This is a genomic window from Glutamicibacter sp. BS14 (assembly GCF_056934375.1).
Genome location: NZ_CM167801.1, coordinates 3,704,420 through 3,728,884 on the forward strand (window position 1 = coordinate 3,704,420; position 24,465 = coordinate 3,728,884).

At 60.0% G+C, this 24,465-nt stretch carries 18 protein-coding genes; 8 read left to right on the top strand and 10 right to left on the bottom strand.

Annotation, left to right across the window (positions count from 1 at the left end):
• Positions 1-11: 11 nt before the first annotated feature.
• The 4 genes from AC1Z36_RS17385 to AC1Z36_RS17400 all read right to left on the bottom strand — a co-directional run bounded on the left by AC1Z36_RS17385 (position 12) and on the right by AC1Z36_RS17400 (position 3,905).
• On the bottom strand, positions 12-1,343 hold the full coding sequence (locus AC1Z36_RS17385; RefSeq protein WP_483561534.1) for a cell division protein PerM: 1,332 nt from the start codon (positions 1,341-1,343) through the stop codon (positions 12-14).
• Positions 1,344-1,405: 62 nt separating this feature from the next.
• Positions 1,406-2,215 (bottom strand): aldolase/citrate lyase family protein, encoded by an 810-nt coding sequence (locus tag AC1Z36_RS17390; RefSeq protein ID WP_105657358.1) that lies wholly within the window; start codon positions 2,213-2,215, stop codon positions 1,406-1,408.
• Positions 2,200-2,985 (bottom strand): 2-oxo-hept-4-ene-1,7-dioate hydratase, encoded by a 786-nt coding sequence (hpaH, locus tag AC1Z36_RS17395; RefSeq protein WP_483561535.1) that lies wholly within the window; start codon positions 2,983-2,985, stop codon positions 2,200-2,202. The genes AC1Z36_RS17390 and hpaH overlap by 16 nt, the downstream gene beginning before the upstream one ends.
• 236 nt (positions 2,986-3,221) lie before the next feature.
• Positions 3,222-3,905, bottom strand: coding sequence for a CE1759 family FMN reductase (locus AC1Z36_RS17400; protein WP_483561536.1), 684 nt, complete (start codon positions 3,903-3,905; stop codon positions 3,222-3,224).
• A gap of 152 nt (positions 3,906-4,057) precedes the next feature.
• Here AC1Z36_RS17400 and kynA point away from each other — a divergent pair, with 152 nt between their 5' ends.
• Positions 4,058-4,924, top strand: a complete 867-nt coding sequence (gene kynA / locus AC1Z36_RS17405) for a tryptophan 2,3-dioxygenase (protein ID WP_388025014.1) — start codon at positions 4,058-4,060, stop codon at positions 4,922-4,924.
• Between the two features lie 109 nt (positions 4,925-5,033).
• Positions 5,034-5,753, top strand: a complete 720-nt coding sequence (locus AC1Z36_RS17410; RefSeq protein ID WP_332489148.1) for a PaaX family transcriptional regulator — start codon at positions 5,034-5,036, stop codon at positions 5,751-5,753.
• Here the strand turns inward: AC1Z36_RS17410 and AC1Z36_RS17415 are convergent.
• On the bottom strand, positions 5,750-6,700 hold the full coding sequence (locus AC1Z36_RS17415; RefSeq protein WP_483561537.1) for a CoA transferase: 951 nt from the start codon (positions 6,698-6,700) through the stop codon (positions 5,750-5,752). The genes AC1Z36_RS17410 and AC1Z36_RS17415 overlap by 4 nt on opposite strands.
• 530 nt (positions 6,701-7,230) lie before the next feature.
• Positions 7,231-7,956: a LysM peptidoglycan-binding domain-containing protein gene (locus AC1Z36_RS17420; RefSeq protein ID WP_105657352.1), complete on the bottom strand. Its 726-nt coding sequence runs from the start codon at positions 7,954-7,956 to the stop codon at positions 7,231-7,233.
• Positions 7,957-8,527: 571 nt separating this feature from the next.
• Between AC1Z36_RS17420 and AC1Z36_RS17425 the strand changes: the two genes are divergently transcribed.
• Positions 8,528-9,754, top strand: a complete 1,227-nt coding sequence (locus AC1Z36_RS17425; RefSeq protein WP_402741913.1) for a YihY/virulence factor BrkB family protein — start codon at positions 8,528-8,530, stop codon at positions 9,752-9,754.
• Here the strand turns inward: AC1Z36_RS17425 and AC1Z36_RS17430 are convergent.
• Positions 9,746-10,465 carry a M50 family metallopeptidase gene (locus tag AC1Z36_RS17430; RefSeq protein WP_105657350.1) on the bottom strand — a complete coding sequence of 240 codons (720 nt, stop codon included), beginning with the start codon at positions 10,463-10,465 and terminating at the stop codon, positions 9,746-9,748. The two genes, AC1Z36_RS17425 and AC1Z36_RS17430, sit on opposite strands and share 9 nt — an antisense overlap.
• 157 nt (positions 10,466-10,622) lie before the next feature.
• On the opposite strand from AC1Z36_RS17430, the gene AC1Z36_RS17435 reads away from it, so the two are divergent.
• Both AC1Z36_RS17435 and AC1Z36_RS17440 read left to right on the top strand, forming a co-directional pair.
• On the top strand, positions 10,623-10,943 hold the full coding sequence (locus tag AC1Z36_RS17435) for a hypothetical protein (protein ID WP_105661629.1): 321 nt from the start codon (positions 10,623-10,625) through the stop codon (positions 10,941-10,943).
• A 77-nt stretch (positions 10,944-11,020) separates the two neighbouring features.
• Positions 11,021-14,476, top strand: a complete 3,456-nt coding sequence (locus AC1Z36_RS17440) for a TM0106 family RecB-like putative nuclease (RefSeq protein WP_483561538.1) — start codon at positions 11,021-11,023, stop codon at positions 14,474-14,476.
• 21 nt (positions 14,477-14,497) lie between these two features.
• Here the strand turns inward: AC1Z36_RS17440 and AC1Z36_RS17445 are convergent, their stop codons facing one another.
• Positions 14,498-15,736 (bottom strand): polysaccharide deacetylase family protein, encoded by a 1,239-nt coding sequence (locus AC1Z36_RS17445; protein WP_483561984.1) that lies wholly within the window; start codon positions 15,734-15,736, stop codon positions 14,498-14,500.
• Positions 15,737-15,981: 245 nt separating this feature from the next.
• Between AC1Z36_RS17445 and AC1Z36_RS17450 the strand changes: the two genes are divergently transcribed.
• The 3 genes from AC1Z36_RS17450 to AC1Z36_RS17460 are packed head-to-tail and all read left to right on the top strand — an operon-like array spanning position 15,982 to position 21,455.
• Positions 15,982-17,442 carry a DUF3375 domain-containing protein gene (locus tag AC1Z36_RS17450; protein ID WP_332498306.1) on the top strand — a complete coding sequence of 487 codons (1,461 nt, stop codon included), beginning with the start codon at positions 15,982-15,984 and terminating at the stop codon, positions 17,440-17,442.
• On the top strand, positions 17,439-18,125 hold the full coding sequence (locus tag AC1Z36_RS17455) for a DUF4194 domain-containing protein (protein WP_105661625.1): 687 nt from the start codon (positions 17,439-17,441) through the stop codon (positions 18,123-18,125). The genes AC1Z36_RS17450 and AC1Z36_RS17455 overlap by 4 nt, the downstream gene beginning before the upstream one ends.
• A 3-nt stretch (positions 18,126-18,128) precedes the next feature.
• Positions 18,129-21,455 carry an ATP-binding protein gene (locus AC1Z36_RS17460; protein WP_483561539.1) on the top strand — a complete coding sequence of 1,109 codons (3,327 nt, stop codon included), beginning with the start codon at positions 18,129-18,131 and terminating at the stop codon, positions 21,453-21,455.
• A 73-nt stretch (positions 21,456-21,528) separates the two neighbouring features.
• Here the strand turns inward: AC1Z36_RS17460 and AC1Z36_RS17465 are convergent, their stop codons facing one another.
• Entirely contained in the window at positions 21,529-21,873 is a 345-nt protein-coding gene (locus AC1Z36_RS17465; RefSeq protein WP_332487655.1) for a DUF6176 family protein, read from the bottom strand.
• Between the two features lie 94 nt (positions 21,874-21,967).
• The gene (locus tag AC1Z36_RS17470; RefSeq protein WP_402741909.1) at positions 21,968-24,463 is read right to left on the bottom strand and encodes an ABC transporter permease; all 2,496 of its coding nucleotides are present in this window, start codon (positions 24,461-24,463) and stop codon (positions 21,968-21,970) included.
• Between the last annotated feature and the right edge of the window lie 2 nt (positions 24,464-24,465).

Consider the following 24,465-nt stretch of genomic DNA (forward strand, 5'->3'; position numbering starts at 1 on the left):
GCGGCAAGACTCTAGCCTTCGAGTACCGGGTCGGTCTCGAACAGCGGGGCAATCAGGTAGCCGATCGAGGTGCCCACGCCGATTTGCAGTGCCAAGGCACCTGCGGTCGCCCACATGTTCGGGCCGATCTCAACCAGTCGCCCAATGGCCAGGGAGCCCGATGACAGCCAGGAACCGATCAGGCTCAGCAGCCCGCAGACAATGCCGGTGAAGACCGCCAAGGACGCGGTCGATGCCGCCAGCGACAGGGCATTGAACGGAATGCGACGGGCGAACCAGTCTTCGAGGTGGTTCTCGCCAACGCGCAGGAAGTACCAGCCGGCCACGATGCCCGCGGCCACGGGAATCAGCAGGAACAGCCATTGATGGGCCATCTCTCCTGAAGGAAGGGAAGCCAGCATCGGAAGCGACGGCAGCGGACCCACCGTGGTTTCCAAGGTGGACAGGGTGCTGCCGGTACCGATGCTGAAACCGCCACCGCTGATCCAGGACAAGACCCAGAACACTGCGTTCGGGATGAAGGACAGCTGCACCGTGGTCAGCGCGGCCGAGCCGATCGGGCCGGGGCGCAACTCCTGCGACACGTTGGCGACGTCGGTCCAGTGCACGCCCAGGTTGATGGCCAGCAGCAATCCGGAGATTCCCACGGCAGCGACATAGCCGAGGAACCCGGCCACGATCACATGCCATACGTAGGATCCGGCCCAGCGGCGATGCGGTGAGATCCGCTGGATATAGGCGGCCGTATCGACACCGAAAAGGCGAGCCCAGGAGCCTGCTTCGCGCCGCGCGCCAATGATCAGGCCCACCAGCGCGATGATCAGCGGAATGAAGGTCGCCGCGATGATATTGACCCGCGCATGCGCGTTATTGGCGAGGAACCCGATACCGGTACCGATGGCCCCGTAGGCCACGAAGGCGCCGAGCAGCCCTTGCCAGAGCTGGTCGGTGTAGGAAGCACGAGCGATGCGCCGTCCTGCACGCAAGCAGAACAAGATCGGCAACAGCGATAGCCCCAACGGGATCAGCGTGACCCATCCGGTCACTGAACTGGGGTCAGCTTCGGGGCCGAGATTCAGGATCTCCACCGGCACGCCGTGGATAAGCAGCCAAATGAGGCCGCCGAACTGCAAGATGGCCTCAAACGAGTCTTCGAGGAAGCCTCCGCTGAAATAGACGGCGACCAGCGGCAGCGTGATCAGGGCAAGGCAAAAGACCACGGATTGCAGTATCTCGAAGACCCCCTGCAACGCCAGGGGCATTGGCCAGCCGTTGCGCAGGCGCAACATCACTGCCTTCATGGGTTTCTTTTCGCGGCTCATCATCTTCAATGTTGCCATCATTGGCGCCGACCGGCCTCGATCGACGCGCAATGATGACCTGAAGGGTTGCCTAGAACACTGGGCTAATAGCTGTCCGGAGCAGCGCTTTGGGCTTCGGAATTGAAGCTTGCAGCCAGCGCTTCGGTGGCACGCGCCAGCAGTGCCACGTCGGCACCCACGCCGACGTAATCCGCGCCGGCGGCCATGTATTCGCGGGCGCTCTTCTGGTCGAAGGCGTTGACCCCGGCATACTTGCCTGCGGCCTTGGCGGCGTTGATGGACTTGATCACCGCAGCGACCACGTCCGGGTGGCTCTGCTGGCCGATGACGCCCATGGAGGCGGCCAAGTCCGATGGACCGATGAAAATCCCGTCAACACCTTCGGTGGCAACGATTTCCTCGACGTTCCGCACCGCTTCATCCGCTTCGATTTGAACCATGATGGTGATGGTCTCATCAGCGCGGGTCAGGTACTCGGGGATGCGGTTCCAGCGAGCCGAGCGGGCCAGGGCGGAACCGACACCGCGTACGCCCTTGGGCGGGTACTGGCAGGAGGCGACGGCAGCGGCGGCTTGCTGGGCATCATTGACCATCGGGATGATCAGCGACTGCACGCCCAGGTCCAGGAACTGCTTGATCACCACCGGATCGTTGACCGCAGGGCGGACCACTGGAACGACCGGGTAGCTGCGCACGGCCTGCAGCTGGGCCAAGATGTTCTGCAGGTCGTTGGGCGAATGCTCGCCATCGATGAACAACCAATCGAACCCTGCGCCTGCGCAGATTTCAGCGATCAGCGGGGAAGCCGAACAGACCCAGATGCCTGCCAACGAGTGGTCGGCGTCCTTGAGCGCATCCTTCAGCGACGGATCCGCTTCTACTCGAAATGACATGTCACAGTTCCTAGCGGTCCGTAATCGGCAAAGACGGTATCCCCTGCATTGACCCACATCGGGCGGGTGAAGGATCCGGCCAGGATGATTTCCCCGGCCTTGAGCTTGTCGCCGTGCGGGGCAATCTTGTTGGCCAGCCAGTACACGCCAGCGGCAGGGTGGTTCAGCACACCGGCTGCGACACCGGTTTCTTCGACGGTCTGGTTCTTGAACAAGATCCCGGAGACCCAACGTAAATCGATGTTCTCCGGCTTGACCGGGTTGCCGCCGATCACCATGGCACCCATGGCGGCGTTGTCGCTGATGGTATCCACAATGGTGCGGCCTTCCATCTCCACGCGGGCATCGAGGATTTCCAAAGCGGGGATGACGTATTCGGTAGCTTCGAGCACATCGAAAATGTTCGCCCGCGGGCCTTCGATGCCCTTCTTGAGCTTGAAGGCCAGCTCCATCTCCACGCGGGCACCGGTGAAGTCTTCCCACTTCAGCTTCGCGCCGGAGTCGTAGACCATGTCATCGAAGATGATTCCGTAGTCAGGCTCGGTGATTCCGGTAGCCATCTGCATGGCGCGGGAGGTCAGCCCGATCTTGCGGCCGACCAGCACGCGGCCAGCGGCTTCGGAGCGCTGGCGCCACAGGTTCTGGACCCGGTAGGAATCTTCTACCGTCATTTCTGGATAGCGTGCGGTCAGACGCGGCACGGGAGTCCGTGTCTCGCCGGCCTGGACCAGCTCATCGGCAATGGCCGTGATTGTTTCCTCGGATAGCATCGACGGCTACACCTTTCACTACTGTTCAAACCTCTTGGGGCTGCCGCCATCTCGAAGAGATGACTTAGCTCACGGTTCTTGATCGTACCGAGGTTCGAGATTGAAGGCACATCGTACTAACATTCTGCTCGACTTTTCGTGGTCCTTCGGGCTCCTTTTCGCAAAAGATTTGGCCCACCGCCATGCGCCCCGGTGCGGGTACATGGCCGTGGGCCCAACCTGGCGGAACGACCGTCTCAGGATCCGGATTTGAGGTTTGCCAGCATCGCTTCGAAGGGCAGTGAGGAGAGTTCATCATCGGGGTCGGCGAATTCGCTGACCGAGGGAGCGATGGAACGGGTATCCCCCAAATCCGCATCAGCAGAGAATTCCCCTTCGTTCAGGGACAGCGCCAGGACGACTTCTCGCGCAACCCGGCGAGCGCGATCTGCCAGCGTGCCAGTCAGCCCCTGACCCCCGAAGTCTTCCGAAGACGCGAAAACCGTTGTCGGCATGATCTGCGCCCTGAGGTAGGAGAAGATCGGACGCATGGCGTAGTCAACCGCGAGCTGGTGCCGCTGGGTTCCCGCGGTGGCAGCGAGCACGACCGGTTTTCCGTTGAGCGATGTAGGGTCCAGGATATCGAGGAAGGACTTGAAGAGGCCTGAGACCGAGGCCGTGAAGACCGGGGTGACGGCAACGAGCACGTCCGCATTCACCACTGCGTCGATAACTTTTTGCAGGCCCGGGGCGGCGAAACCGGTCAGCATATTATTAGTGATTTCACCAGCATGCTCACGCAGTTCGATAATGCTCACGTCGGCTTGCACGCCGGCGGCAGCTAGCTGCGCGGCAATATTCTCTCCGATTTGCTGGCCCAGCAGCGAGGAGCTCGATGGGGTTCCCAGCCCACCGCTGATGACGACTACTGACTTGCTCACTGTTCTTGCCTTTCACTATTTATATGCGTATGCATGTATCAACAGCGGGGTCGCCGGACGTATTCCCGGCATCGGCAGTTCTTTTCGCCTCGTCAGCTCAATTCGGTTTTTCACTATTGTGACGGTCGCAATCTTATTGATAATATCTGCATATGAGCACTCCGAAGCCACAGACCGAGAATCAGCGCGCAATTGAAGATGGCGTCCGCACTGACTTCAAAAACACGATGTCCTACGGCGGCTACCTTGATCTGGAACGCATCCTGTCAGCGCAGCATCCGGTCAGCGTTCCCGAGCACCACGATGAAATGCTCTTCATCATCCAGCACCAGACCAGCGAACTGTGGCTCAAGCTCATGCTCCATGAACTCCTCGAAGCACGCCGCCTGCTGGGCCTCGATGACTTCGGCAAAGCCCTGAAATGCCTTGCCCGGGTAAAGCACATCCAGAAGACCCTGACCGAACAGTGGTCGGTCCTGGCGACCTTGACGCCGCGCGAATATGCACAGTTCCGCGACTTCCTCGGCTCTTCCTCCGGTTTCCAGTCCTTCCAGTACCGCGCCGTGGAGTTCATTCTGGGCAACAAGCATGAAGGCATGCTCAAGGTCCACGAGGCAGATCCAAAGGCCCACGAGCTACTGTCCAAACTGCTTCACGAGCCAGGTCTCTACGATGTGTTCCTGGCGGCCTTGTCCCGCCACGGTTACGACATTCCCGAAGAAGTGCTTTCACGGGACTTCACCAAGCCTTGGGCATTCCAGGAGGCACTGGTGCCAATATTCAAGGATATCTACGAGTCCGAGGACACCCGCTGGGGCTTCTACCAAGCCTGCGAGGACCTGGTAGACGTCGAGGACAACTTCCAGGCATGGCGCTTCCGCCATATGCGCGTTGTCCAGCGCACCATCGGATTCAAGCGCGGCACCGGTGGCTCCTCGGGCGTTGACTTCCTCAAGCGCGCCCTGGACCTGACCTTTTTCCCAGAGCTGTTCGCGGTGCGTACCGAAATTGGCAAGTAGCACCTCCCTCACGGCTCTGAGCCTCGATGACTTCGAGGCGAGATGCGGAAGCGCCACCTCGATTATCCGCACGATTACCGGCCTTTATATACGGCATGAGAAAACTCCGGTGGCGCGCACCCGAATAGTGGAACTGGCACATGCTGCCGGAGTTTCGGTCCCTGCGGCGCAAACCGCCATCTCCCGACTGATTGACCGGGAAGTGCTGGAAGCAGCGCAATCTTCCACCTTGCGCGTTTCGAGCGCGGCGCAACAAATGTTCGAGCGTGGCACCAGAAGAATATTCACCCCGCGCCAAATGTCAGGCAGTGATCCCTGGTGCCTGGTGGCCTACTCGCTGCCGGAGACCTTGCGCTCCTTGCGCCACCAGGTACGCAAGCATTTCTTGCAGCTTGGCGGCGGCACGCTCGGCTCCGGATTATGGATTTTCCCCGAGTACCTGCGAGAGGAAGTATCGGCGGTGCTCAATGCCCTGGGAGCCAGGGAACACGCGACGCTTTTTACCGCCCAGCAACCATACTTCCCCGGAACACCGCAGCAGGCTGCCGGGCAGTGGTGGGATCTTGAGCGCCTGGGCACGTTGCATCGAGCGTTCCTGGAGAGCACCGCTTCCCTGGATTCCAGCGACATTGCTCCGCCCAGTGCTTATCGGGGGTATGTCACGATGGTCGATTCATGGCGTGCTCTGCCCTACCTTGACCCCGGCTTGCCGGAGTTCATGCTGCCCGCCCACTGGCCTGGCGATGAGAGCAGGGAACGTTTCTTGGCACTGTCCACCGCATTCCAGGAATCGGCCTTGCTCTTCGCACGCTCGCTTCTGGCTTCCTAGTTCCAGACTGGTTCATCTTCTCCATACGGAGCAGGCGGACCAGGGTAGTCCAGCCCCTGGCCTGCCATGCTGAAGGGCGGCGGGACATACTCAAGGGTGCCGAAAGTACTTTCCACCCGCTTCAGCCGCACGCCACCGTCGAATTGAGCGGGGCGTTGCGGGGCGTCGAAGGCGAACAGCGCATGAGCGGTCCGAGCCAAGGAGAATCGCACCGACCCGGTACGCCCTTGGACACTGCGCGCCCGAACCAAAGCGATGACGGCAGCAGCGAGCCCGTAGCCAGTGGCGTGGTCCAAAGCCTGCACCGGCAATGCGCCCGGTGATTGCCCGTTACCACGGTAAGCCTCCGAGATGCCGGTGGCAGCTTGCACGATACTGTCGAACCCGCGCCGTTGGGCCCAGGGTCCTTCGAAGCCCCACGCACCTAATTCAGCAACAACGAGCTGCGGGTACCGCTGGGCTAATTCATCCCCGCCAAGCCCTGCCTTGGCCAAAGCCCCGGGGCGATAGCCCAAGAGGACGGCATCAGCATCCTGCAGCAGTTCGTGGATCCGCGCCTGCCCTGCTGCGTTTTTCAAATCCAGCAGCGTGCTGCGCTTGCCGAATCCGGTATCAACATATTGCCAAGGCAATTCGGGGATCAGCGGCCCATCCACGCGCAAGACCTGGGCGCCAAGGGCTGCCAGCGTCCTGGTTGCGGTGGGGCCAGCGATAACCCGTGTGAGATCCAGAACCTTCAACCCTCGAAAGGGCATTGCTGCACGCGGGTCAAATTTCCAGACCGGAGCCGAACCTGTTGGGCGCATGCGGAATTGAGCCCAGTGCCCGCTGCCGGCCGCTTGGCCCTCTGCCGAGCTGAGCCACTGTTGACGGGATCGCACCTGCGCGGCTATTCCACCAGCGGCGACGATGCGTTCTTGGGCATCGTGGGCACAAAGGCTTGCCACTGCGTCGGCGATGTCAATCCCCGAAGATGTTCCCAATGCAGAGTGGAGCGCGCGTTCATGGTGAGGGTAATTCGCGTGGGTTCTGATCCAGCCGTCGGCCGTTCGGTAGAATCCCGAATATCGAGCAAAACCTTGTGGTTTCTGCCCCGCGATGCGCAAGTGGGCAGAGGACGCGAAGGCCGCTGCGATATCCGGCGTCGCCGTGGCGAGCCATGGTGAGGCAGCGGCAAGATCATTAAGGGCGGAACATACCAAGCCAACGGATCGAGCTGCGAGCTTCTCCGCGTTCAAAGGACCAGCCCACCAAACCGCGGGCCCAGTAACAGGGCAATCACCTGCCGTCTCGAGCAATCGGTGCGCGGTAAACCCCGAACCCAGGATATGGCCCTCGGCCACGCGCTCATCTTCGGAATGCAGCATGAACCTCAGCCTATACGCGGAAAATCACCACTTCGATCCAGGCAGTCGGTAAACGGAAAACCCGCGTCGCGTAAAAATACACGACGCGGGTTATCTGAAGCTCTGCGGAATTAGTTCGCTGGAACGTTCAGGGTCTGCCCGACCATGATCAGGTCTGGGTTGCTCAGCTGGTCGTCATTCAAGACGAACAGGCCACGCCAGTCCTTGACGCCAAGCTGGTCGGCAACCTTAGCCAAGGTGTCGCCGGACTTGACGGTGTAGTCCTTGCCCGAATCGGTCACGTCAATGTTGAACACTGGTGCCTTTGGAGCTGGAGCAGCGTGCTTTGGAGCTGCCTGCTGCTTAGGAGCCTGCTTCTGAACCGGAGCTGCCTGCTGCTTAGGGGCTGCCTGCTGCTTAGGAGCGGCCTGCTGCTTAGGAGCGGCCTGCTGCTTTGGTGCTGCCTGCTGCTGAGGAGCCTGCTTCTGCGGAGTCGCGGAACCCGAAGGGGAACCGCTAATGCCCAGCTTTGCGGTACATGCTGGCCATGCGCCCCAACCCTGGGATGCCTGGACCTTGGTTGCAACGCGAATCTGCTCGGCCTTCGAAGCCTGGTGAGGCATGCCCGAACCGCCAAACGCCTTCCAAGTGGACAGCGAGAACTGCAGGCCACCGTAGTAGCCATTGCCGGTGTTGATGGACCAGTTGCCACCGGACTCGCACTGAGCCAGCTTGTCCCAGGTGCCTGCGGCATTAGCTGGTGCGGAAGCTGCAACGATTGCGGTGCCGGCAACTGCAACGGCGGCCAGCGAGGCTCCACCGCGGCGGATCAAGTTCTTGGTCTTCTGCTGGATCATGATTCTCCAGTTGCTCTTCCCGCGCTCAGGTCTTCCTAGACCATCCTCGTGCACCACTCAGCGTCGCATTTCGACTTTGATTAAATACTGCCCTGGTGAGTGGTTTGGAAGTCCCGGCAGTACCTGTTTCCCCATAACACTGCGAGTGTTATCGAAACGTTATGAATGACCATAACGCACCAACCCACCACCCTCGCAACTCAGGAAACGGTCAGAAACCCCGTAAATACAGGTCAATTGGCCAGAAAAAAATTTTGAATCGGGTCGGAAAATCACCATGATCCCCATATCAAGCAACGAAAATGTTACTTTCCAAAAGTGGAGATTATCCAGCTCGCTGTGATATAGCTTGCAATACATTTCTGGGCCGTGCCCAGCTCCCTTCAAGGTTGCATTCCGCCTTCGCCAAAGCTGGAATAGCTGCGTCCTAAACCCAAGGCGTCGGGCAATCCGAAGGGGCAATTTTTCTCCGGCAGACGGCCTTTTCCTCGCTACCACCTGCAAGGCCTCCCGGGCGATGGACACACCGCGACGTTCAAGCGACAGGACAGCTGAATTGCCCTGAGGTAATTTGTTTCAAGAAGCCAGCGCTGTAGGTTTGATTTCATCAGTCAGACAGGGGAACTCAATGCCAGTACGAGGCAGCACAAGCAAAGACCGATTCATGGAATCCTTGACCTGCTACCCCCGGGCCCTGCGGGAATTCTTTCGCAACGATGGACTAGACGTTGCAGCTTCCCTGTCCTATTTCATGGTTCTTGCCATGTTCCCCGGATTACTGGCATTGATCTCGCTCCTGTCTTTGGCCGGTGCCAGCGAAAGCGGCACCAAATGGATTATGGAGCTGCTAGAGCAGAGCCTCGCCCCGAACGGACAATCTGCAAGTAGCGACTCCCAGCAATTGCTCGACACGGCCGAACAGTTGCTCGCTGGCTTGGCATCCCAAGCTAGCGGAACGTTCTGGGCAATCCTGGCCGGTTCACTCGGCGCGCTGTGGAGTACATCTGGATATGTCACGGCATTCAGCCGCGCGTTGAACCGGCTGTATGGGGCACCGGAAGGCCGCCCCCAGTGGAAACGCCGTCCTCAGATGTTCCTGATTACCGTGCTGATCATGCTGGTTGCCGTCGTGACCCTGGTGCTGCTGCTCGCTTCTGGCTCCGTCGCCCGCGGAATCGGCAATATTATTGGCATGGGCGACAGCTTTGTGCTCGTGCTGAATATCGCCAAGCCGCCATTGATGCTCATTATGCTGCTCCTGGTTCTAGCCTTGCTTTACTACTTCACCCCCAACGTCAAGCCAACGAAATTCCGCTGGTTCTCGCCCGGCACACTGACAGCTCTGGTGATCCTGGGACTGTCGGTATTCGGTTTCAGTATTTATGTTTCGCAGTTCGCCAGCTACTCCGCCACCTACGGAACCATTGGCGGCGTGATCATCTTGATTCTTGCTTGCTGGATCAGCAACATCGCTTTGCTCCTCGGAGCCTTGGTGGATATCGAATTCATCCGCCTCCGCCAGCTTCGCACGGGCATGCCTGCCATAGATGACGTACTTCTTCCACTGCGTGATGACACTTTGGTAGCCAAGCAGGAATTGGCAACATACAAGGATCTCGTCCAGGCCCAGGAAATCCGTATCAAGCACGGTGGCGACCCGCTGCAAGATATGGAGAGGGATCCATCCACGAAGCTTAAGCGCAAGACGAAGTTGCTCCCCATGGGGCTGGTTGCCGTGGCGGCCTGGACCGCTAGCCGCATGAAAACCAAACGCGATCTGCGCAGGGGCTCAGAATAGTCCCGACAAGCTCTGCAGTGCCCACCACAGGCCGCCGGAACCCAGAACAAGAATCACCACAACCCACAATGAAGCGAAGGTCCGGGTAGCCTCGGCGATCAGGTACGCATCGGACTGGGCGATATCGTGGCGTCTCCAAACATGTACCGAAAGAAGCTTGACGAAGTCTTTTAGGCCAGCCAGCAGCAAGAACCCGGCGATAAGCAAAGCCAGGTACAGGTACGCTTCGACCGGCGCAAAGAAGACCACTGCCAATGCCACGAGTGCACTAATAGTGCACACAATAAAGGCCGGCCAATTTCGGACAAAGATCAGCGCCAACAGGAACAGCAACGCGTAGATGCCGAGCGCCCGCCCGGAATAGCCCGTGGATATGCCCCACAGCATCAAAGCTGAAACCCATATCGGTGCGGGGTACCCGAAAATCCCGGAGATGATGACAGAAATCTTGCCCCGTCCAATGCTCCGCACTTCTCCGGAATGATCCCAGCCCAGCCGCAAGCCAGCCACGTATCTGCCCGTGAATAAGGCCGCGATGATATGGCCGAGCTCATGAATCAGCGTGGAGTACAAGCCGGTGATCCGCCAGACCGGACGAGGGACCACCAATAGCAGGATCAAGAACGCAACGATCAGCCACTGCCACTGGTTCAGGGCCACGTTCACCGGCTGCGAGAGCCGCTCCCAGGCCTGGGCAATATCTAGATTCATTCCTGCTCCTCATCGGCGTTCGGTATTACTCATTCTTGCAAGCCCCATCGGCCACAAAGTGACCGGCGAGTGCATTTCCCGACTTTCTGGGAAACATCACAGGTGACGGGCATAGTCTGCAAAGCGGAACACTGTGCCGTATATCTGGAGGAGTCTCATGTCTCGCATCGTTTCAACCGCCTTGGCCACCACCGGTTTAGTGGGCGGTTACGCTACCGGTCGTGCCACCAAGAAGCGCCCGCTGGCTGCCGTTGTGCTCGGTGCTGCAGGTGCCGGCGCCTTCCTGCTTTGGAAGAAAGATGCTGGAACCGCTAAAGCCATTGCCTTGATCAGCGCCTATCTCGGAGGCTTCGGCGCTTCGCATCCGCTGGCCAAGAAAATCGGTGCGTGGCCAGCGGTGAACTCGGTGACTGCCGGCGTTGCCATTCTCTCGCTCGTTCTTGGCGGCCCCAAGAAGAACAAAGACGAGCTGTCCTAAGCGGCATCAGCGAATCTGTCGGGGTCTGGTGCTACGTTGACTAGGTAGGAAACAAGTCAACGAAAGGCCCAGGCCCCGTGTTCTTTCTAGATGATGCGTTCATCTTCTCAGCGAGTGACCTGTCAGTCTCCGTTGACTGCAATTACCAGTCCCTGTACCTGCTGGACGTGAAACTCGGCCTGCGTCCCAAGCCTGACAAGGCACGAGACGAGATGCTGGAACGAACAGCGGTGCTCGGCGACGCCCATGAGCAGAACGTCCTCAAAGACCTGATAGCTGCCTATGGCGAATACGACCCGGTGACGGGAACCGGCGTCAAGCAATTCACTGATCGCCCGCAGATGTCTGCGGCCGGTCTTCGGGCAGCCCACGAGGCGACCATGCACGTGCTTCGCAACGGCGCCGATGTCATTTTCCAGGCCACCTTCTTCGATGGGGCTTTCATTGGCTTTGCCGACTTCCTGGTCCGCCAGGAGGACGGCACCTGGGCCGTATGGGATACCAAGCTCGCCCGCCATGCAAGGGTCAGCGCCCTGCTCCAGATCGCAGCCTACGCGGATCAGATGCTGGCAGAAGGGCTCCCCGTGTCCACCTCGGCAACGCTGGTCCTCGGCGACGGGACGCATTCGGTGCATCGGGTTGACGAAGTGCTGCCAGTCTTCCGGGCCCAGCGTGAACGATTCGTGAAGATGGTGCAGGAACACCGTGCGGCCAACCAGCCAGTTCGGTGGAACTCCGATGAACTGCGCTTATGCGGCCGTTGCGATTATTGCGAAGAGCAGGCCCAGGAAACCCGCGACCTGCTATTGGTCGCTGGCATGTCCATGGTGCAGCGAGAAAAACTTCGCGCCCGCGGCATTTCCACCATTGACCAGCTCGCCGGGCTAGAGGATGGACCAGGCACCTCGCTGCACCGTGCCGCGGAGCAGGCCAGAATGCAGCTGGGGCTGGCCCAGAGCGATGGCATGGTCCACGGCGTCTCCTACCGGGTGAAGAACGAAGGCCCGATCTCTTCGCTGCCGCGGCCTGATCAAGGCGACATCTTCTTCGATTTCGAGGGCGACCCGCTCTACCAGGAACCTTCCGACGGCTCCTGGGGCCTGGAATACCTCTTCGGCGTCATCGAATATGACACCGGGGTGCCGGTGTTCAAACCCTTCTGGGCGCATAGCCGCGCCGAAGAACGCCAAGCCTTCCTGGACTTCATTGCCTATGTCGAAGAACGCCGCCAGCGGTTCCCGCGCATGAAGGTCTACCACTATGCGCCCTATGAGAAAACTGCCCTGCGCAAGCTCTCGCAGGTGCATATTGCCGGTGAGGACGAAGTCGACCAGTGGCTGCGTGAGAACCTGCTTATCGATCTCTACGAGACCGTGCGTAACGCCCTGGTGGTTTCCACCCGCTCATACTCCATCAAGAAGCTTGAACCGTTGTACATGGGAGAGCACCTTCGCTCCGGGGATGTCACCGATGCCGGAGCATCGGTGGTCGCCTATGCCCAGTACATGCTGGCGCGGGATTCGAAGAACGACGGGGCCGCTGAAGCGATCCTCGAGTCGATTGCCGATTACAACGAGTACGACTGCCTTTCCACTTTGCGCTTGCGGGATTGGCTGCTTTCGCTCAGCGATGAGGCGCCTGGCACCCTGCCGGATATGCCTGAGCCAGGCCCGGCCGCAGACGAATACGAGCCCACCGCCGAAGAGCTTCGGCTGCAAAACTACCTTGCGCAGCTTCCCCACGCCCACGCGCTGAGCAACGATGACCGCGCGATCGCGATGGTCGCCGCTGCGACCGGTTACAACCGGCGTGAAAAGAAGCAGTTCTGGTGGGAACACTTCGACCGCTTGTCCGCGCCAATGGATGATTGGAGCGACGCCCGGGGAGTGTTCATTGTGGACACTGCGGAAGTACTCGAGGATTGGCATAAGGCCACCCCTCGGGCGCGCACCTCTACGCGCGTGACGAGATTGCAGGGAACCTTGGCGGAAGGATCCCTGCTCTCCCCCGGCTCATCAGTGTTCGCCATGTTTGATGCTCCGTTGCCTGAAGGCATGGCCGTTGACGACTCCGTGCGCGGCGGCGCATTCAACGCCACCGTAGTCGAGCTCGGCCCGGGCTGGATTACCATTGCGGAGAAAACCAGCGGCAAGATCCCTGCCTACGGTGCCCATCCATGCGCATTGGCTCCGGATAAGCCGTTGGCGACGATGAGCATCGATGCAGCGCTCAAGGAGATCGCCCAGCGGGTGGGCTCCACCGTACCGGTGCTTCCGGAACGGCCGGGCATCGACATCCTGCGGCGGATTCCGCCACGCCTGAAAACCCTTGCGGCACCGGTGGAACCAGCCCTGGTTGATGGCCAGGCGCAGATCTATCCTGCCGTGGTCGAGACGTTGAAGGATCTTGATAATTCCTATCTTGCGGTACAAGGCCCTCCGGGGACCGGTAAGACCTTCGTCGCTTCGCATGTGATCCGTGAACTCGTTGATTACGGATGGAAGATTGGTGTGGTTGCCCAGTCCCATGCAGTGGTTGAAAACGTCCTGCGGAAAGCGGTGGAGGCCGGGGTCGATCCCGAGGCAGTAGCCAAGGAAGTCAAGCACGATGATCCGGTCCCCTGGGCTGGCACGTCCAAGGATTCCTTGACTGAAGTTCTCCACGCATCGGGCGGCGGGCTCATTGGCGGTACTGCCTGGACGCTGACCGGTTCGAAGGTTCCCGCAGATAGCCTGGATTTGCTGGTGATCGATGAGGCCGGGCAGTTCTCACTGGCCAATACCCTGGCGGTTTCACGAGCAGCCCGCAATTTGCTGCTGCTCGGTGATCCCCAGCAGTTGCCCCAGGTCACCCAGGGCACTCATCCTCAGCCGGTGGACGAATCGGCGCTCGGCTGGCTTTCCGGCGGCGAACCAGTGCTGCCAGCCGAATTGGGGTACTTCCTGGCAGCTTCATGGCGAATGCATCCAGCGCTTTGCGCCAAGGTTTCGGCATTGAGCTATGACCACCAGCTGTTCTCGGCAGACGCCGCCGGGTTGCGGCAGCTCGAAGGCACACCGGCCGGGGTCGAGACGGTCTTCGTTGAACATCGAGGCAACACGGTCAGCAGCGCCGAAGAAGCCGGGGCTATTGTCCGATTGGTCCGCGAGCATCTGGGGATGATGTGGAGTCCGGGGGCAGGCATGCCTGCCCGTCCATTGGGCGCCGCTGACATCCTGGTAGTTGCTGCCTACAATGCCCAGGTAAATCTGGTGCGCGATGTCCTCGAAGCTGTAGGGCTATCGGCGGTCAAGGTGGGAACGGTTGACAAGTTCCAGGGACAGGAAGCACCAGTTGTGCTGATGACCATGGCATGTTCCAGCGCCACCGATGCATCGCGTGGCATCGAATTCCTGCTTAACCGAAATCGCATCAACGTTGCGATTTCCCGCGGCCAATGGAAGGCCATCATCGTGCGCAGCGAAAGGCTCACCGATTATCTGCCTTCCAACCCATCGGCGCTCTCGCAGCTCGGTGCCTTCATGGCTTTGTAGCTTGATGTTGGATTGGCCCGGTCATTCGCGCGCCGGGTCAATCACATCCTCGACTTTGAAGAAACTTCCCAGGACTGGCCGGTCACCGCGCAGTTCCTTGGCGAACTGCAACCCATCCACATTGATGCGCATCTGCCGCTGGTACTCATCGCCCTGCTGCATCCATGTGCGAGTCGTACCGTCAACGCCGTAGAAGTAATCGAACCCCTGGTCCTTGAAGAACTGGTACCGGTCCCCCGCGTAGCGCTGGGTCCGGGCAATATCCGATCCAAAAGGATAGATGTAGTGCCCGGTTTTTCCCACGATCGGTTCCACTTCGGCTTTCCACAGTTTCGTGTCCCGCTTGAGCCGATCCATGCTGACCGTCCCGGTGGCAATGTGCCCCCACGAATGGGACGCGAAAACCCAACCGCTGTTCTTCATCGCTTCTGCGATCTCCGCCGCCTTCTTCTGGTCAGCTTCCAGAGTCTTGCTCTGGGGATACTGGCTGGCAGAGGTGCGGTAGCCGAATGCGCCGTTGTATCCGGTCATTGCGATCAGGCCGCGAGCGTCCCGATACGTGAAATCGGGATGTTCAGCTACGAAGTCATCGACCATCGTGGTGACGTCAAAAGCGCCAACCTGCGTTTTGCCCTCCGCATCGACGTATTCGTTGCGGACCTTGCCGTCCTTATCCAGCACCAGCTTGCTGGCGAAGCCATCACCTTCCATGTATTCGTAATAGCTCAGGTCATCGATGGACAGCACCACTGGCTTCTTGCCCTGGGGCAGCATGATATCCCGATACTCCATCTGCCCCTGGTCGTCGAGCGAGGCGAAATCTTCCGGGTTGACCAGGACATAATCACGCGCATACAGCTCGTCGAGGATGGCTGCAAATTCCTTCTGGGTCACCATGTAGTCGGCGTACCCCTGCGAACTGCTGCCTTCGTCAAAGGCCCTGCCGGGATCGACAATCAGCGAGTGGAAGAACAGGTGAGGTATGTTCTTCGGCTCTTCCCAAGCTGAAACCTGCCCTTTCTCTTCCTCTAGGCCGCTGGCCATCTGGTTCAGCTGTTCGGCGCTGTCATTCTTGGCGAGTTTAATCGCCGCGTCATAGTCGTATCCGTCAGCTAGCCGGTTGATCTCGGCTCTCACGCCGTCCACTCGTGCTTCTTCCTGCTCAGCCTTTTCAACGGCAGCAGGATCCGGGGCCGCCGTTGGCGGCTCCTGTGCAGCACTGCACCCGGCAAGGCCCAGCGCCAACCCGAGCGAAATCACCAATCGTAGATTCTTCAATGGCTGCGACCTCCGTGACCTCCACCGTGCCCGCCAGGCCGGAAGAAAACGAGTTGTCATCTGGTTATTTCGACCCTACACAGGTAGCGCTGGAGGCAACACCCTTTCATGATGAATTACCGAACTTGAGCGATGTCTAACATTCAGCTTTTAGGGAGCTCACATTTTGGAAGGAGTCCAATGATTTAGAATTGATTGGTTAGGCGTCCCAAAGATCAAGGAAGTACATGCAGCCCTCGCACCGCGCGAATAGTTTGTGGCTTCAGTCCCAGCAGTTCAAAAGCTCGGCAGCGTATCGGCTTCTGACCGCCCAGCCGTGGGCTGTGGCCTTCATCCGCGCAGAGTTCACCGCAGACCGTTCACGGATCGCATTGGAACTTTTCCATGCCTCCTTGGATTCCTTCCTGAAGCAAGCGCGCAAGAGCGATGACCAGATTCCCGCCTCGTATTCGGCCCAGGATTTCGCCGAGACATGGGTCAAGCAGGGAATTCTGGCTCGTCCGCTGATTGATGGGCGCTTCGTGTATGAACCCAGTGCGCAGACCCTGCGCACCCTGCGCTACCTGGCGGATTTTTCCACCGACGATTCGCATTTGAACTCGTCTCGCCTGAACACGTTGCTTTCTTCCCTGGAATCGCTGGCCCACGAAACCGATCCGGATCCCGAAGCACGTATCCGTGCCCTCGAATCCCAGATCGCGCTGCGCCAAGCCCAAATCGACCAGCTGCGCAGCGGGGATGACCCGGCGGTGCTTTCTCGCACGACCGCCTTGTCGGCAACACGTTCCGTACTCGATCTGGCATCGAGTTTGCCAGCAGATTTCCGACGCATGCGCGACGGCGTCCAGGATATGCTCCATTCATTGCGTGAAGGCATTCTGGATGCCTCCACAGCCAAGGGCGTAGCTGTGGGCCAGGTTCTTGAAGCTGACCGTCAGTTGCGTTCCACTGCCGAAGGCGAAACCTTCAGCGGATTCACTGAATTCCTGAACTCCCCGGAAGCGCAGCAGCGTTTCCGCGCCGCATTGGCCGAAGTCCTGGACCGCGACTTCGTAGATGACCTGGAAACGCCCGAACGCCAGATCCTCACTAACCTGTTGCGTGAATTGCGCCGCCAGGCAGCTGAAGTCCATGCCTCCTATGGCAAGCTCTCTGAATCCCTGCACGCATTCGTGCAGTCCGAGGACTACAAGCAGGCCGAGCTATTGCGCCAAGCGGTCCGCGAAGCTGAACTAGCGATCAGCAAATCCACGAGCCTGAAACCCCGCAGCGGCTTGGCCCCGATGGAGCTCTTCGCTCCGCAGTTCGTCACCCTTTCCGGTCTTGGAATCTACGACCCATCCGAGCATGTGGCTCCGCCTCCGCTGGCTCAAGCGCCAGAATTCAGCGAAGCTGACATTGTACGAAATCCCTCGACGCCCCAGGCGGACATGCCATTGCTGCGTGCATCGATCACCCGGCATCTGGGCCAGTCCAGTTCCGGTTCGATTCGGTTGGATGAAGTCTTCGAATCCTTGGATGTCGAGCAGCGGCACTTGAATTCCATTCGTGCCCTCGTGGAAATCGGGCGCACCAATGGCGAATCGCTGAACGAGAGCGATCTGCTCAGCATCCATTTCCAGCAACTCGATGGTTCGATGCGAACCGCAATCCTGCCCGCGTTAAGCTTTACGAAGGAGCCGCTATGACCAAGAGCGATTCATACGCCGCACCGATCACCGAACCATTGTTCGAGGGCGACACCGGGAAGTTCCCGCTGCCGCTGCGCCAGCTGCTGGTCCGGTTGTTGCGTGGCCCGTACCTTGATGGGTCCATCGATGCCTCGGCTTGGCAACTGCTGCTGGACCAGCAGCAGAGCATCAGCGATTACTTCTCCGAGATCTTCTTGGCACTGCAGCTGGACATGGACCGCAAGATCGCCATGCTTGCCCCCGTCCAGATTGAACAGGTCCACACCTCCCCTATCGCTCCGCGCCGTCCGCTGAAGCGTGATGAAACCCTGCTCGCCCTGCGGCTGCGGCTGTTGCTCGAACAGCATTCGGGCAGCGGGAGCGATGCCGTGATTTCGCGTGCGGGCATGCACGAGATCCTGGCCGAGCACCGCCAGACCTCAGACCGCGATGACAAGCGCTTTGCCGAGTCCTGCGATGCTGCGGTAACCCGCCTGCAGGCTCTGCGCCTGCTGACCGGCACCGAGCTGGAGAACGAGTTCCGCATTTCCCCGGCCCTGGCGATGGCGCTGCCGATCACCAATATCCAGGACATACCACGCTACATCGCGGCAATCGACGCTAATGATCCAGCTTTCAGCCTGGGAGCCGAAGAAGCTGATGACCTCGCAGAGCAGACCCCCGAGTTGGTGCAGGAGTAACCGATGAGCATTGAAATGACTCTCCCGCTGGGCGGGGCACTCAACCCAGGCCAGCATCGGCTGAGCCGGGTACAAATAGTTAACTGGGGAACCTTCCACGGCTTGCATGATCTGGCCGTGGACCGCGCCGGCACCTTGGTCACCGGCCATCCGGGCGTGGGCAAATCCACCTTGTTCGATGCGATGGGCCACGTCTTCTTTGCAACGCCCCGCCTGAACGAATCAGCCAATGACGCGGCCACCCGCGAAGACCGCCGCACCACGTTCTCCTACATGCGCGGTCGCAAGTTCAAAACCAGCGCCGGCACTGTCTACCAGCGCCCCGGCGCGACGTGGAGCGCCATTGTGCTCAGCTACGACGATGGCATGGGCAACACCGTTACAGCCGGCGCGGTCTTCGATCTGCCCGATGCCGGCCTGGAAGGACAGGTCTCCAAGCACTATCTGTTGTGCGAAGGCAAGGTCAATATTGCGGAGCTGGAAAACCACGGCCCGCGCCGCTTCACCGTGTCCTCGCTGTCAAAGGCCCTGGCACCGAGCGAGGCATTCGATACCCACAAGGCGTTCATTGAGCGATTGCGCCGCCGTTTAGGCGTCGAAAGCGACAAGGCCTTTGCCCTGTTGCGCACCTTGCAAAATGGCAAGGGCCTGGCCAAGGGCGTCAACCAGTTCTTCCGCCACGAAGTGCTGGAAGAACCAGCCACGTTGAAGGCCGCGTCCGCAGCAGTGGAAGACTTTGCCCATTTGCGTGGCATCTACCGCCAGCTGGATACCGCCCGCGCCCAGCGTGACGTGCTCGCGCAGGTGCCGGAGCAGGATCAGGCCTACCGTTCCTTGGCTGGACAGATCGCCACCGCCCGGCAATTGCTGGAAAGCGACGTGCACATCCTGGAAACCCAGGTCCGCCAGCTGGTGCTGCGCAATGACCTGAACTCCCACGAAACGGAGCTAGCCAAGCTCAAGGCCGAAGAGGCCGAGCTGCGTAAGCGCAAGGAAAAGCTCGATGACCAGCTCCAGTCGCTGGAGGCTGCCCACGACTCTGCGGGCTCTGCTTCCCTGATGCTGCTGGAGCGCGAGGCCGATGTGGCTCGCAAGGCATTGAGCGAGAAGGAGTACGTCATCCGGACCCTGCAGCAGCAGGCCTCGGATGCTGGCTTGGCCTTCGAATTCTCGGCCACCGGCCTGGATGAGCTGCGGGCCAACGCGGCACGTACCTTGCAGCAGCTCAGCTCGATTACGCATGATGCCCAGACCGTTGAGTACGAGGCCATGGCCACCTTGGTCAACCTGCGCAAGCGCGCAGAAACGTTGGCTGACCAGATCCGCTCCTACCAGCGCCGGGCCAGCAATATCGATGACCGTTCGATAGCCGCCCGCCGTGCCATCGCTTCGGCCTGCTCGCTCAAGGAAGAACAGCTTCCCTTCGCTGGCGAGCTCATGGATGTTTCGGCCGATGCCGGTACCTGGCGTTTGGCCGCTGAAAAGGCCTTGCACTCCTTGGCCCGCACGCTGCTGGTTCCCGGGGAGCTGCTCACCCAAGTCACCCACGCCATTGATCAACTCGACGGCTTGGGCCGCGTGCGGTGGAGCGACATTTCCCAGCCGCCGCGCACCGCTGAAGCCGGCCCGGCAGACCTGGTGGCCAAGCTGGACTTCGCGCCCGGCGAAGCCGGAACCTGGCTGAAGGCGAAGATCACCGCCGACTACCCATTGGCCTGTGTTGAGAACGATGCAGCCATGCATGTGCACCCCAAGGCGATAACTCCGGCCGGCACCATCAAGTCCGGAACCGGAAGCTTCGAGCGCGATACCCGCACGTTGCCTGCTTCCGAGTACCTGCTGGGCTTCACCAACGAGTCGAAGATTGCCGAGTTGCAGTCCAAGGCGGCACGGCTGGATGAGAAAATCGTCCAGGCCCACCAGGCTGCCGATGAGCGCAGTGCGGCGAAGAACAAGATCGCGGCCAAAACCCAGCTCTTGCAGGCCCTGATTGCCGATGAGCGGACTTTTGGCCAGTTCGACGCGTCCGAGGCACTGGAAGCGTTGCGCCGCAGCGAGCAGAAGCTCGGCGATGCCTTGGCATTGTCCGGGGATTCCTCCCGGGTTCGCCAGCAAATCGAAACGGCGAAGGCCGAGGCAGAAACCCTGGTCGGGGACCTCGCACTGGTTCGTTCACGCATTGCAGATCTTGGCTTGCAGGTGCAGCGTGTACAGCAGATCCTGTCCACCAGCGATGACTTGGGGACCGGATGGGAGCAGAGCATCCCGTCCGCGCTGCGCCAGCATCAGCTGCTTGGCCCGGTTCTCCAGCAAGTGGTTGCAGGGAACTGCCCTGCCAGTGAACAAATCAGCGAAGCCTTTGCCGAGGTCAAGCTCCAGTTGGGCAGCCAGGTCAACTCCTTGCAGTCGCAGCGCCAGGAAATCGGTGGCGCGCTGAGCGAAACCTTCCGTCGTTTTGCCCGTGAATTCGGCACCTCGCACGCGCAAACCCATGGCACCACCGCTGAAGCAGCTGAGCACTACGCGCAGCTGCACGACCAGATCGTGGCCGACGGCCTGCCGCACCATGAGGCGCAGTTCCGCGAATACTTCGCGAACCGTTCCTATGAACGCTTCAGCGACCTCTTGCAGTTGCTGGATGAAGAGCGCCGGATGATCTCCGAACGCATCAAGCCGCTGAACCAGATTCTGGCAGAGGTGACTTTCGAGCATGGGTCGGTCCTTCGCCTGGAAGCAGTAAATGCGATTCCAGTTGAGGCCGGTACCTTCCGCAAGGACCTGAAGGACGCATTGCAGGAGGCTTACACCACCAAGGACGAATCCACCTTGGCCAGCTCCTACCAAGCGCTGGAGGCACTGGTTACCGCACTCAGCGACCCGGCGATGGCTTCATGGCGTTCGACCGTGCTCGATGTCCGCCAGCATGTGATGATCAGCTGCAATGAGCACAAGCCCAATGGGGAGATTGAGACCGGCTTGGAACCCGGGACGCTCTCCGGCGGCGAAGGCCAGCGCTTCACATCCTTCATCATGGGTGCTGCCCTGGCCTACCAGCTGGGCTTCGCTTCAGCCGGGTTCACTTCCTACGGCACGGTGATGATCGACGAGGCGTTCATTCAAGCCAACTCCGAATATGCAGCGGCAGGCATACGCGCGTTGCAGGAGTTCGGTTTCCATCTGGTGCTCGCGGCCCCCGAGGACAAGATCGATTTGAGCCGCCATCTGGGATCCATCACGGATATCATCAAGCACCCTGGCTCCAATATCTCAGGCTTCGTGACCACCGGCCGTTCCCCGGCCATGGCCACGACGATTACCCTGCGCAGCTGAACATCCAGAACAAGGCACGAGGTCCAGAATTCGCCATAGCGAGTTCTGGACCTCGTGCCTTGGTGCTTCGCCTCTAGACCATGCTGCGCTGCACTCGATCAGGGATCATGACCACCCGCGGGGACAGCTCTTGGGGTGCGAAGCCTGGATCGATGCACTGCTTCCAATACCTGAGGTGCACCTTGTCGATTTCATGTGCAGAGTCCTGCACCGCGGCACCGCCCTCGCCTTGGATGCTGTACCAGTAGAGGTAGTCGACACCATCCAGGGTTTCGCTGAAGATCGTCTCCACGTACATCTTTTCGCCTTCCAGGGTTTCAAGCACCGCGGGCATATTGCTGTTCAGGAATTCCAGCCATTCATTAGCTAGCGCTGATTTGCCTGGCAGAACTCGGAATCGAGTGAGTTCAATTTTCATGTCTACAGCCTATGGGCTTGAGCCGCACCTGCGGAAAAGACAGTGGTCCTGAAAGCCTTGGCTTTCAGGACCACTGTCTTTGGCTGGCTACCGGCTATTCGACGGCCAATCCTTCAACCGGCGACAACTTTGCGGCGCGGCGGCCCGGAGTCACCGATGCCAAGAGCGCTGCCACGATGCTGATCAGCAGGACCAGTGCGAGCTGCCACCATGGGATCTCGTAGGTCATCGTTCCCATGGACGCGAGTGCCGAGCGGGCTCCAAGCAGGCCGTAGGCCACACCCAGCACCAAGCCGAGCAGGGCTGCGACGCCGCCAATCAGTACCGCTTCGGTCGCCAGCATGCCGCGCAGCTGCTTCTTCTTCAGGCCCAGGGCACGAAGCAGGGAATTCTCCCGGGTGCGTTCCAGGATCGAGAGGCTGAGCGTGTTGGCTACGCCGATCAGGGCGATCAGCACCGCCACTGCCAGCAACGCAGAGACAATCATCAGCAGCACGTCAATGATCTGGGAGAACATCGACTTCATCACCACACCGCCATTGATCATTGATGATTCAACGCCGGTGATGGCAGAAACCTTGGTGACCAGTTCGTTGACGCCCGCTGCATTGACGTCGGAATCCACCTTGATCAGGATCCCCGAGTACTGATTGGCTTCATCGATTTCCAGCTTGCTGAAAGTCTGCTCGGTGACGATATTTCCTGAGAGCATGGCCTCGGAATTCTTCACTGCCAGCGTTTGCCCGCCAACTTCCACCGTCGGGTTTTCGGGACTACCCAGCACATAGACGATTTCGCCATCTGCCGGCACGATATTCGGATCCAGTGCAACGTCAGCGAAGCTCTTGGGATCAACGGACATGACCTCGGCGTTGAACATTTCATCGGTTCCCATGTCCACATCCGCATATCCGGAGGTGAAGCTGGAGCTGGCGGTAATCCCGTCCACGCCATTGATTTGCTCAAGCATGCTCTTGGTCTCGGCGCCTGAAACTTGGCGGTCATAGAAGGAGACCATCATGTCGACCGGGAATTCTGCGGCCACAGCGTTGTTCAAGCTGGCCTTGGCGGTCTGGCCGCCGACCATGATCATGGACACCAAGGTCACGCCGATCAGCAGTGCCGTTGCCGTCGCGGTGGTTCGGCCCGGGTTGCGCACGGCGTTCAGGGCCGCGAGCTTTCCCGCCGTCGATTTGCCAGCCACGGCCTTGCCGATCCCAGAAACGCTGCTCGGCACGAACAGCGAAGCCAGCATCAGGATCCCCGGGAAGGAAACCAGGCCGCCCAGGAAGGCGACTACCAGATCCCCCTGGATCGCGCCGTAGGCCAGCAAGCTGGCGCCGGCCACCACGAACAGCGATCCGAAGATGATCCGGGCTTTGCCGGCACGGTTCTTCACGCTGGCAGCGTCGAAGGGGCGCAAGGCCGCCAGCGGTGCGAGTTTCATCGCCCGTCGAGCCGGCAGGCTCGCTGCGACCACAGTCATCAGCACGCCGACGAGAATTGGGATGGCCAATCCCTGCGGGGTCAGGGCCAACGCCGCATAGGACATCTCCGGCACCATCACGTGCAGCAGCTGGATCAGGCCCGCCATCAGTGCGACGGCGAGCAAGACACCGAGAATCGAGGCAAGAATGCCAATGAGCAGTGCTTCGATGAGCACCGAGCTACGAATCTGCTTGCGCTTGGCGCCCAGGATGCGCAGCAGTGCCAGTTCGCGGGTGCGCTGGGCAATGACTACGGCAAAGGTATTGACCACAACCAGACCGGTGACCACCAGTGCAATCAGTGCGAAGACCAGCAGGATCACGCTGAGTTGGTCGGTGCCTCCGGTGAACTGGGCGACTTCGTTCAAGACCTTCTCATCGGCGGTCACCACCGCCATGTCAGCCATCTTCTTGCCGGCAAACAGCTTCTCCAGCTCTGCCTTCAATGACTCGTCGGAGCCGTCGCCATTGACCACGATTTCGGTGATCAGCGCTTGGCCGCCGGAAAAGTGCTGCCACGCTTTCTCGCTCATGCCGGCCAAGGCGTAGGCCGAGGTCCGCGGGTTGGTGGTCGAGCGCTGGATGCCCACGATGTTGTAGTTCGCCGGCGAGATCGCGCCATTTTCCAGAGCCACGACGTCCCCGATGGACACGCCCATTTCCTTGGCGTGGGAAGCATCGATAATGATTTCGTTGGAACCTTGGGGCGCCCGGCCCTCAATCAATTCCATGCCGCCCAGCCCCTGGTCGGGATCTACTGGCTGTGCGGACACGCCGTAGCTGTTGTCCGCCGTGCGCAGCAGGCCATCGGCGTAGGCCAGGCCATAGGCGGTGGAAACTTCAGGCAGGTTCCGGACATCTGCGATGTCCTTGAGGCTCAGCTCGGTCAACTCCTCGGCGCCGGGAACCAGGTCCCAATCGGGGTAGGCCACCAGATCGGCGTTCTTGTAGGCGTCTCCGAGCGAGTTCTTCAGTGTCGCCTGGGTGGATGAGTTCACCGAAAGCGTTGCGGCAAGAAAGGCGGTGCCGATGGCCACAGCCAGGATGACGGCGATATATCGACGTGCATAGGTCTTGATATTCGAAAGTGCTACGTGCAGCATTG

Coding starts and splice junctions, on each gene's coding strand:
- AC1Z36_RS17420 (WP_105657352.1), bottom strand. CDS start 7,956: ATGATCCAGCAGAAGACCAAGAACTTGATCCGCCGCGGTGGAGCCTCG.
- AC1Z36_RS17385 (WP_483561534.1), bottom strand. CDS start 1,343: ATGATGGCAACATTGAAGATGATGAGCCGCGAAAAGAAACCCATGAAG.
- hpaH (WP_483561535.1), bottom strand. CDS start 2,985: ATGCTATCCGAGGAAACAATCACGGCCATTGCCGATGAGCTGGTCCAG.
- kynA (WP_388025014.1), top strand. CDS start 4,058: ATGAGCACTCCGAAGCCACAGACCGAGAATCAGCGCGCAATTGAAGAT.
- AC1Z36_RS17390 (WP_105657358.1), bottom strand. CDS start 2,215: ATGTCATTTCGAGTAGAAGCGGATCCGTCGCTGAAGGATGCGCTCAAG.
- AC1Z36_RS17435 (WP_105661629.1), top strand. CDS start 10,623: ATGTCTCGCATCGTTTCAACCGCCTTGGCCACCACCGGTTTAGTGGGC.
- AC1Z36_RS17430 (WP_105657350.1), bottom strand. CDS start 10,465: ATGAATCTAGATATTGCCCAGGCCTGGGAGCGGCTCTCGCAGCCGGTG.
- AC1Z36_RS17470 (WP_402741909.1), bottom strand. CDS start 24,463: ATGCTGCACGTAGCACTTTCGAATATCAAGACCTATGCACGTCGATAT.
- AC1Z36_RS17460 (WP_483561539.1), top strand. CDS start 18,129: ATGAGCATTGAAATGACTCTCCCGCTGGGCGGGGCACTCAACCCAGGC.
- AC1Z36_RS17465 (WP_332487655.1), bottom strand. CDS start 21,873: ATGAAAATTGAACTCACTCGATTCCGAGTTCTGCCAGGCAAATCAGCG.
- AC1Z36_RS17450 (WP_332498306.1), top strand. CDS start 15,982: ATGCAGCCCTCGCACCGCGCGAATAGTTTGTGGCTTCAGTCCCAGCAG.
- AC1Z36_RS17455 (WP_105661625.1), top strand. CDS start 17,439: ATGACCAAGAGCGATTCATACGCCGCACCGATCACCGAACCATTGTTC.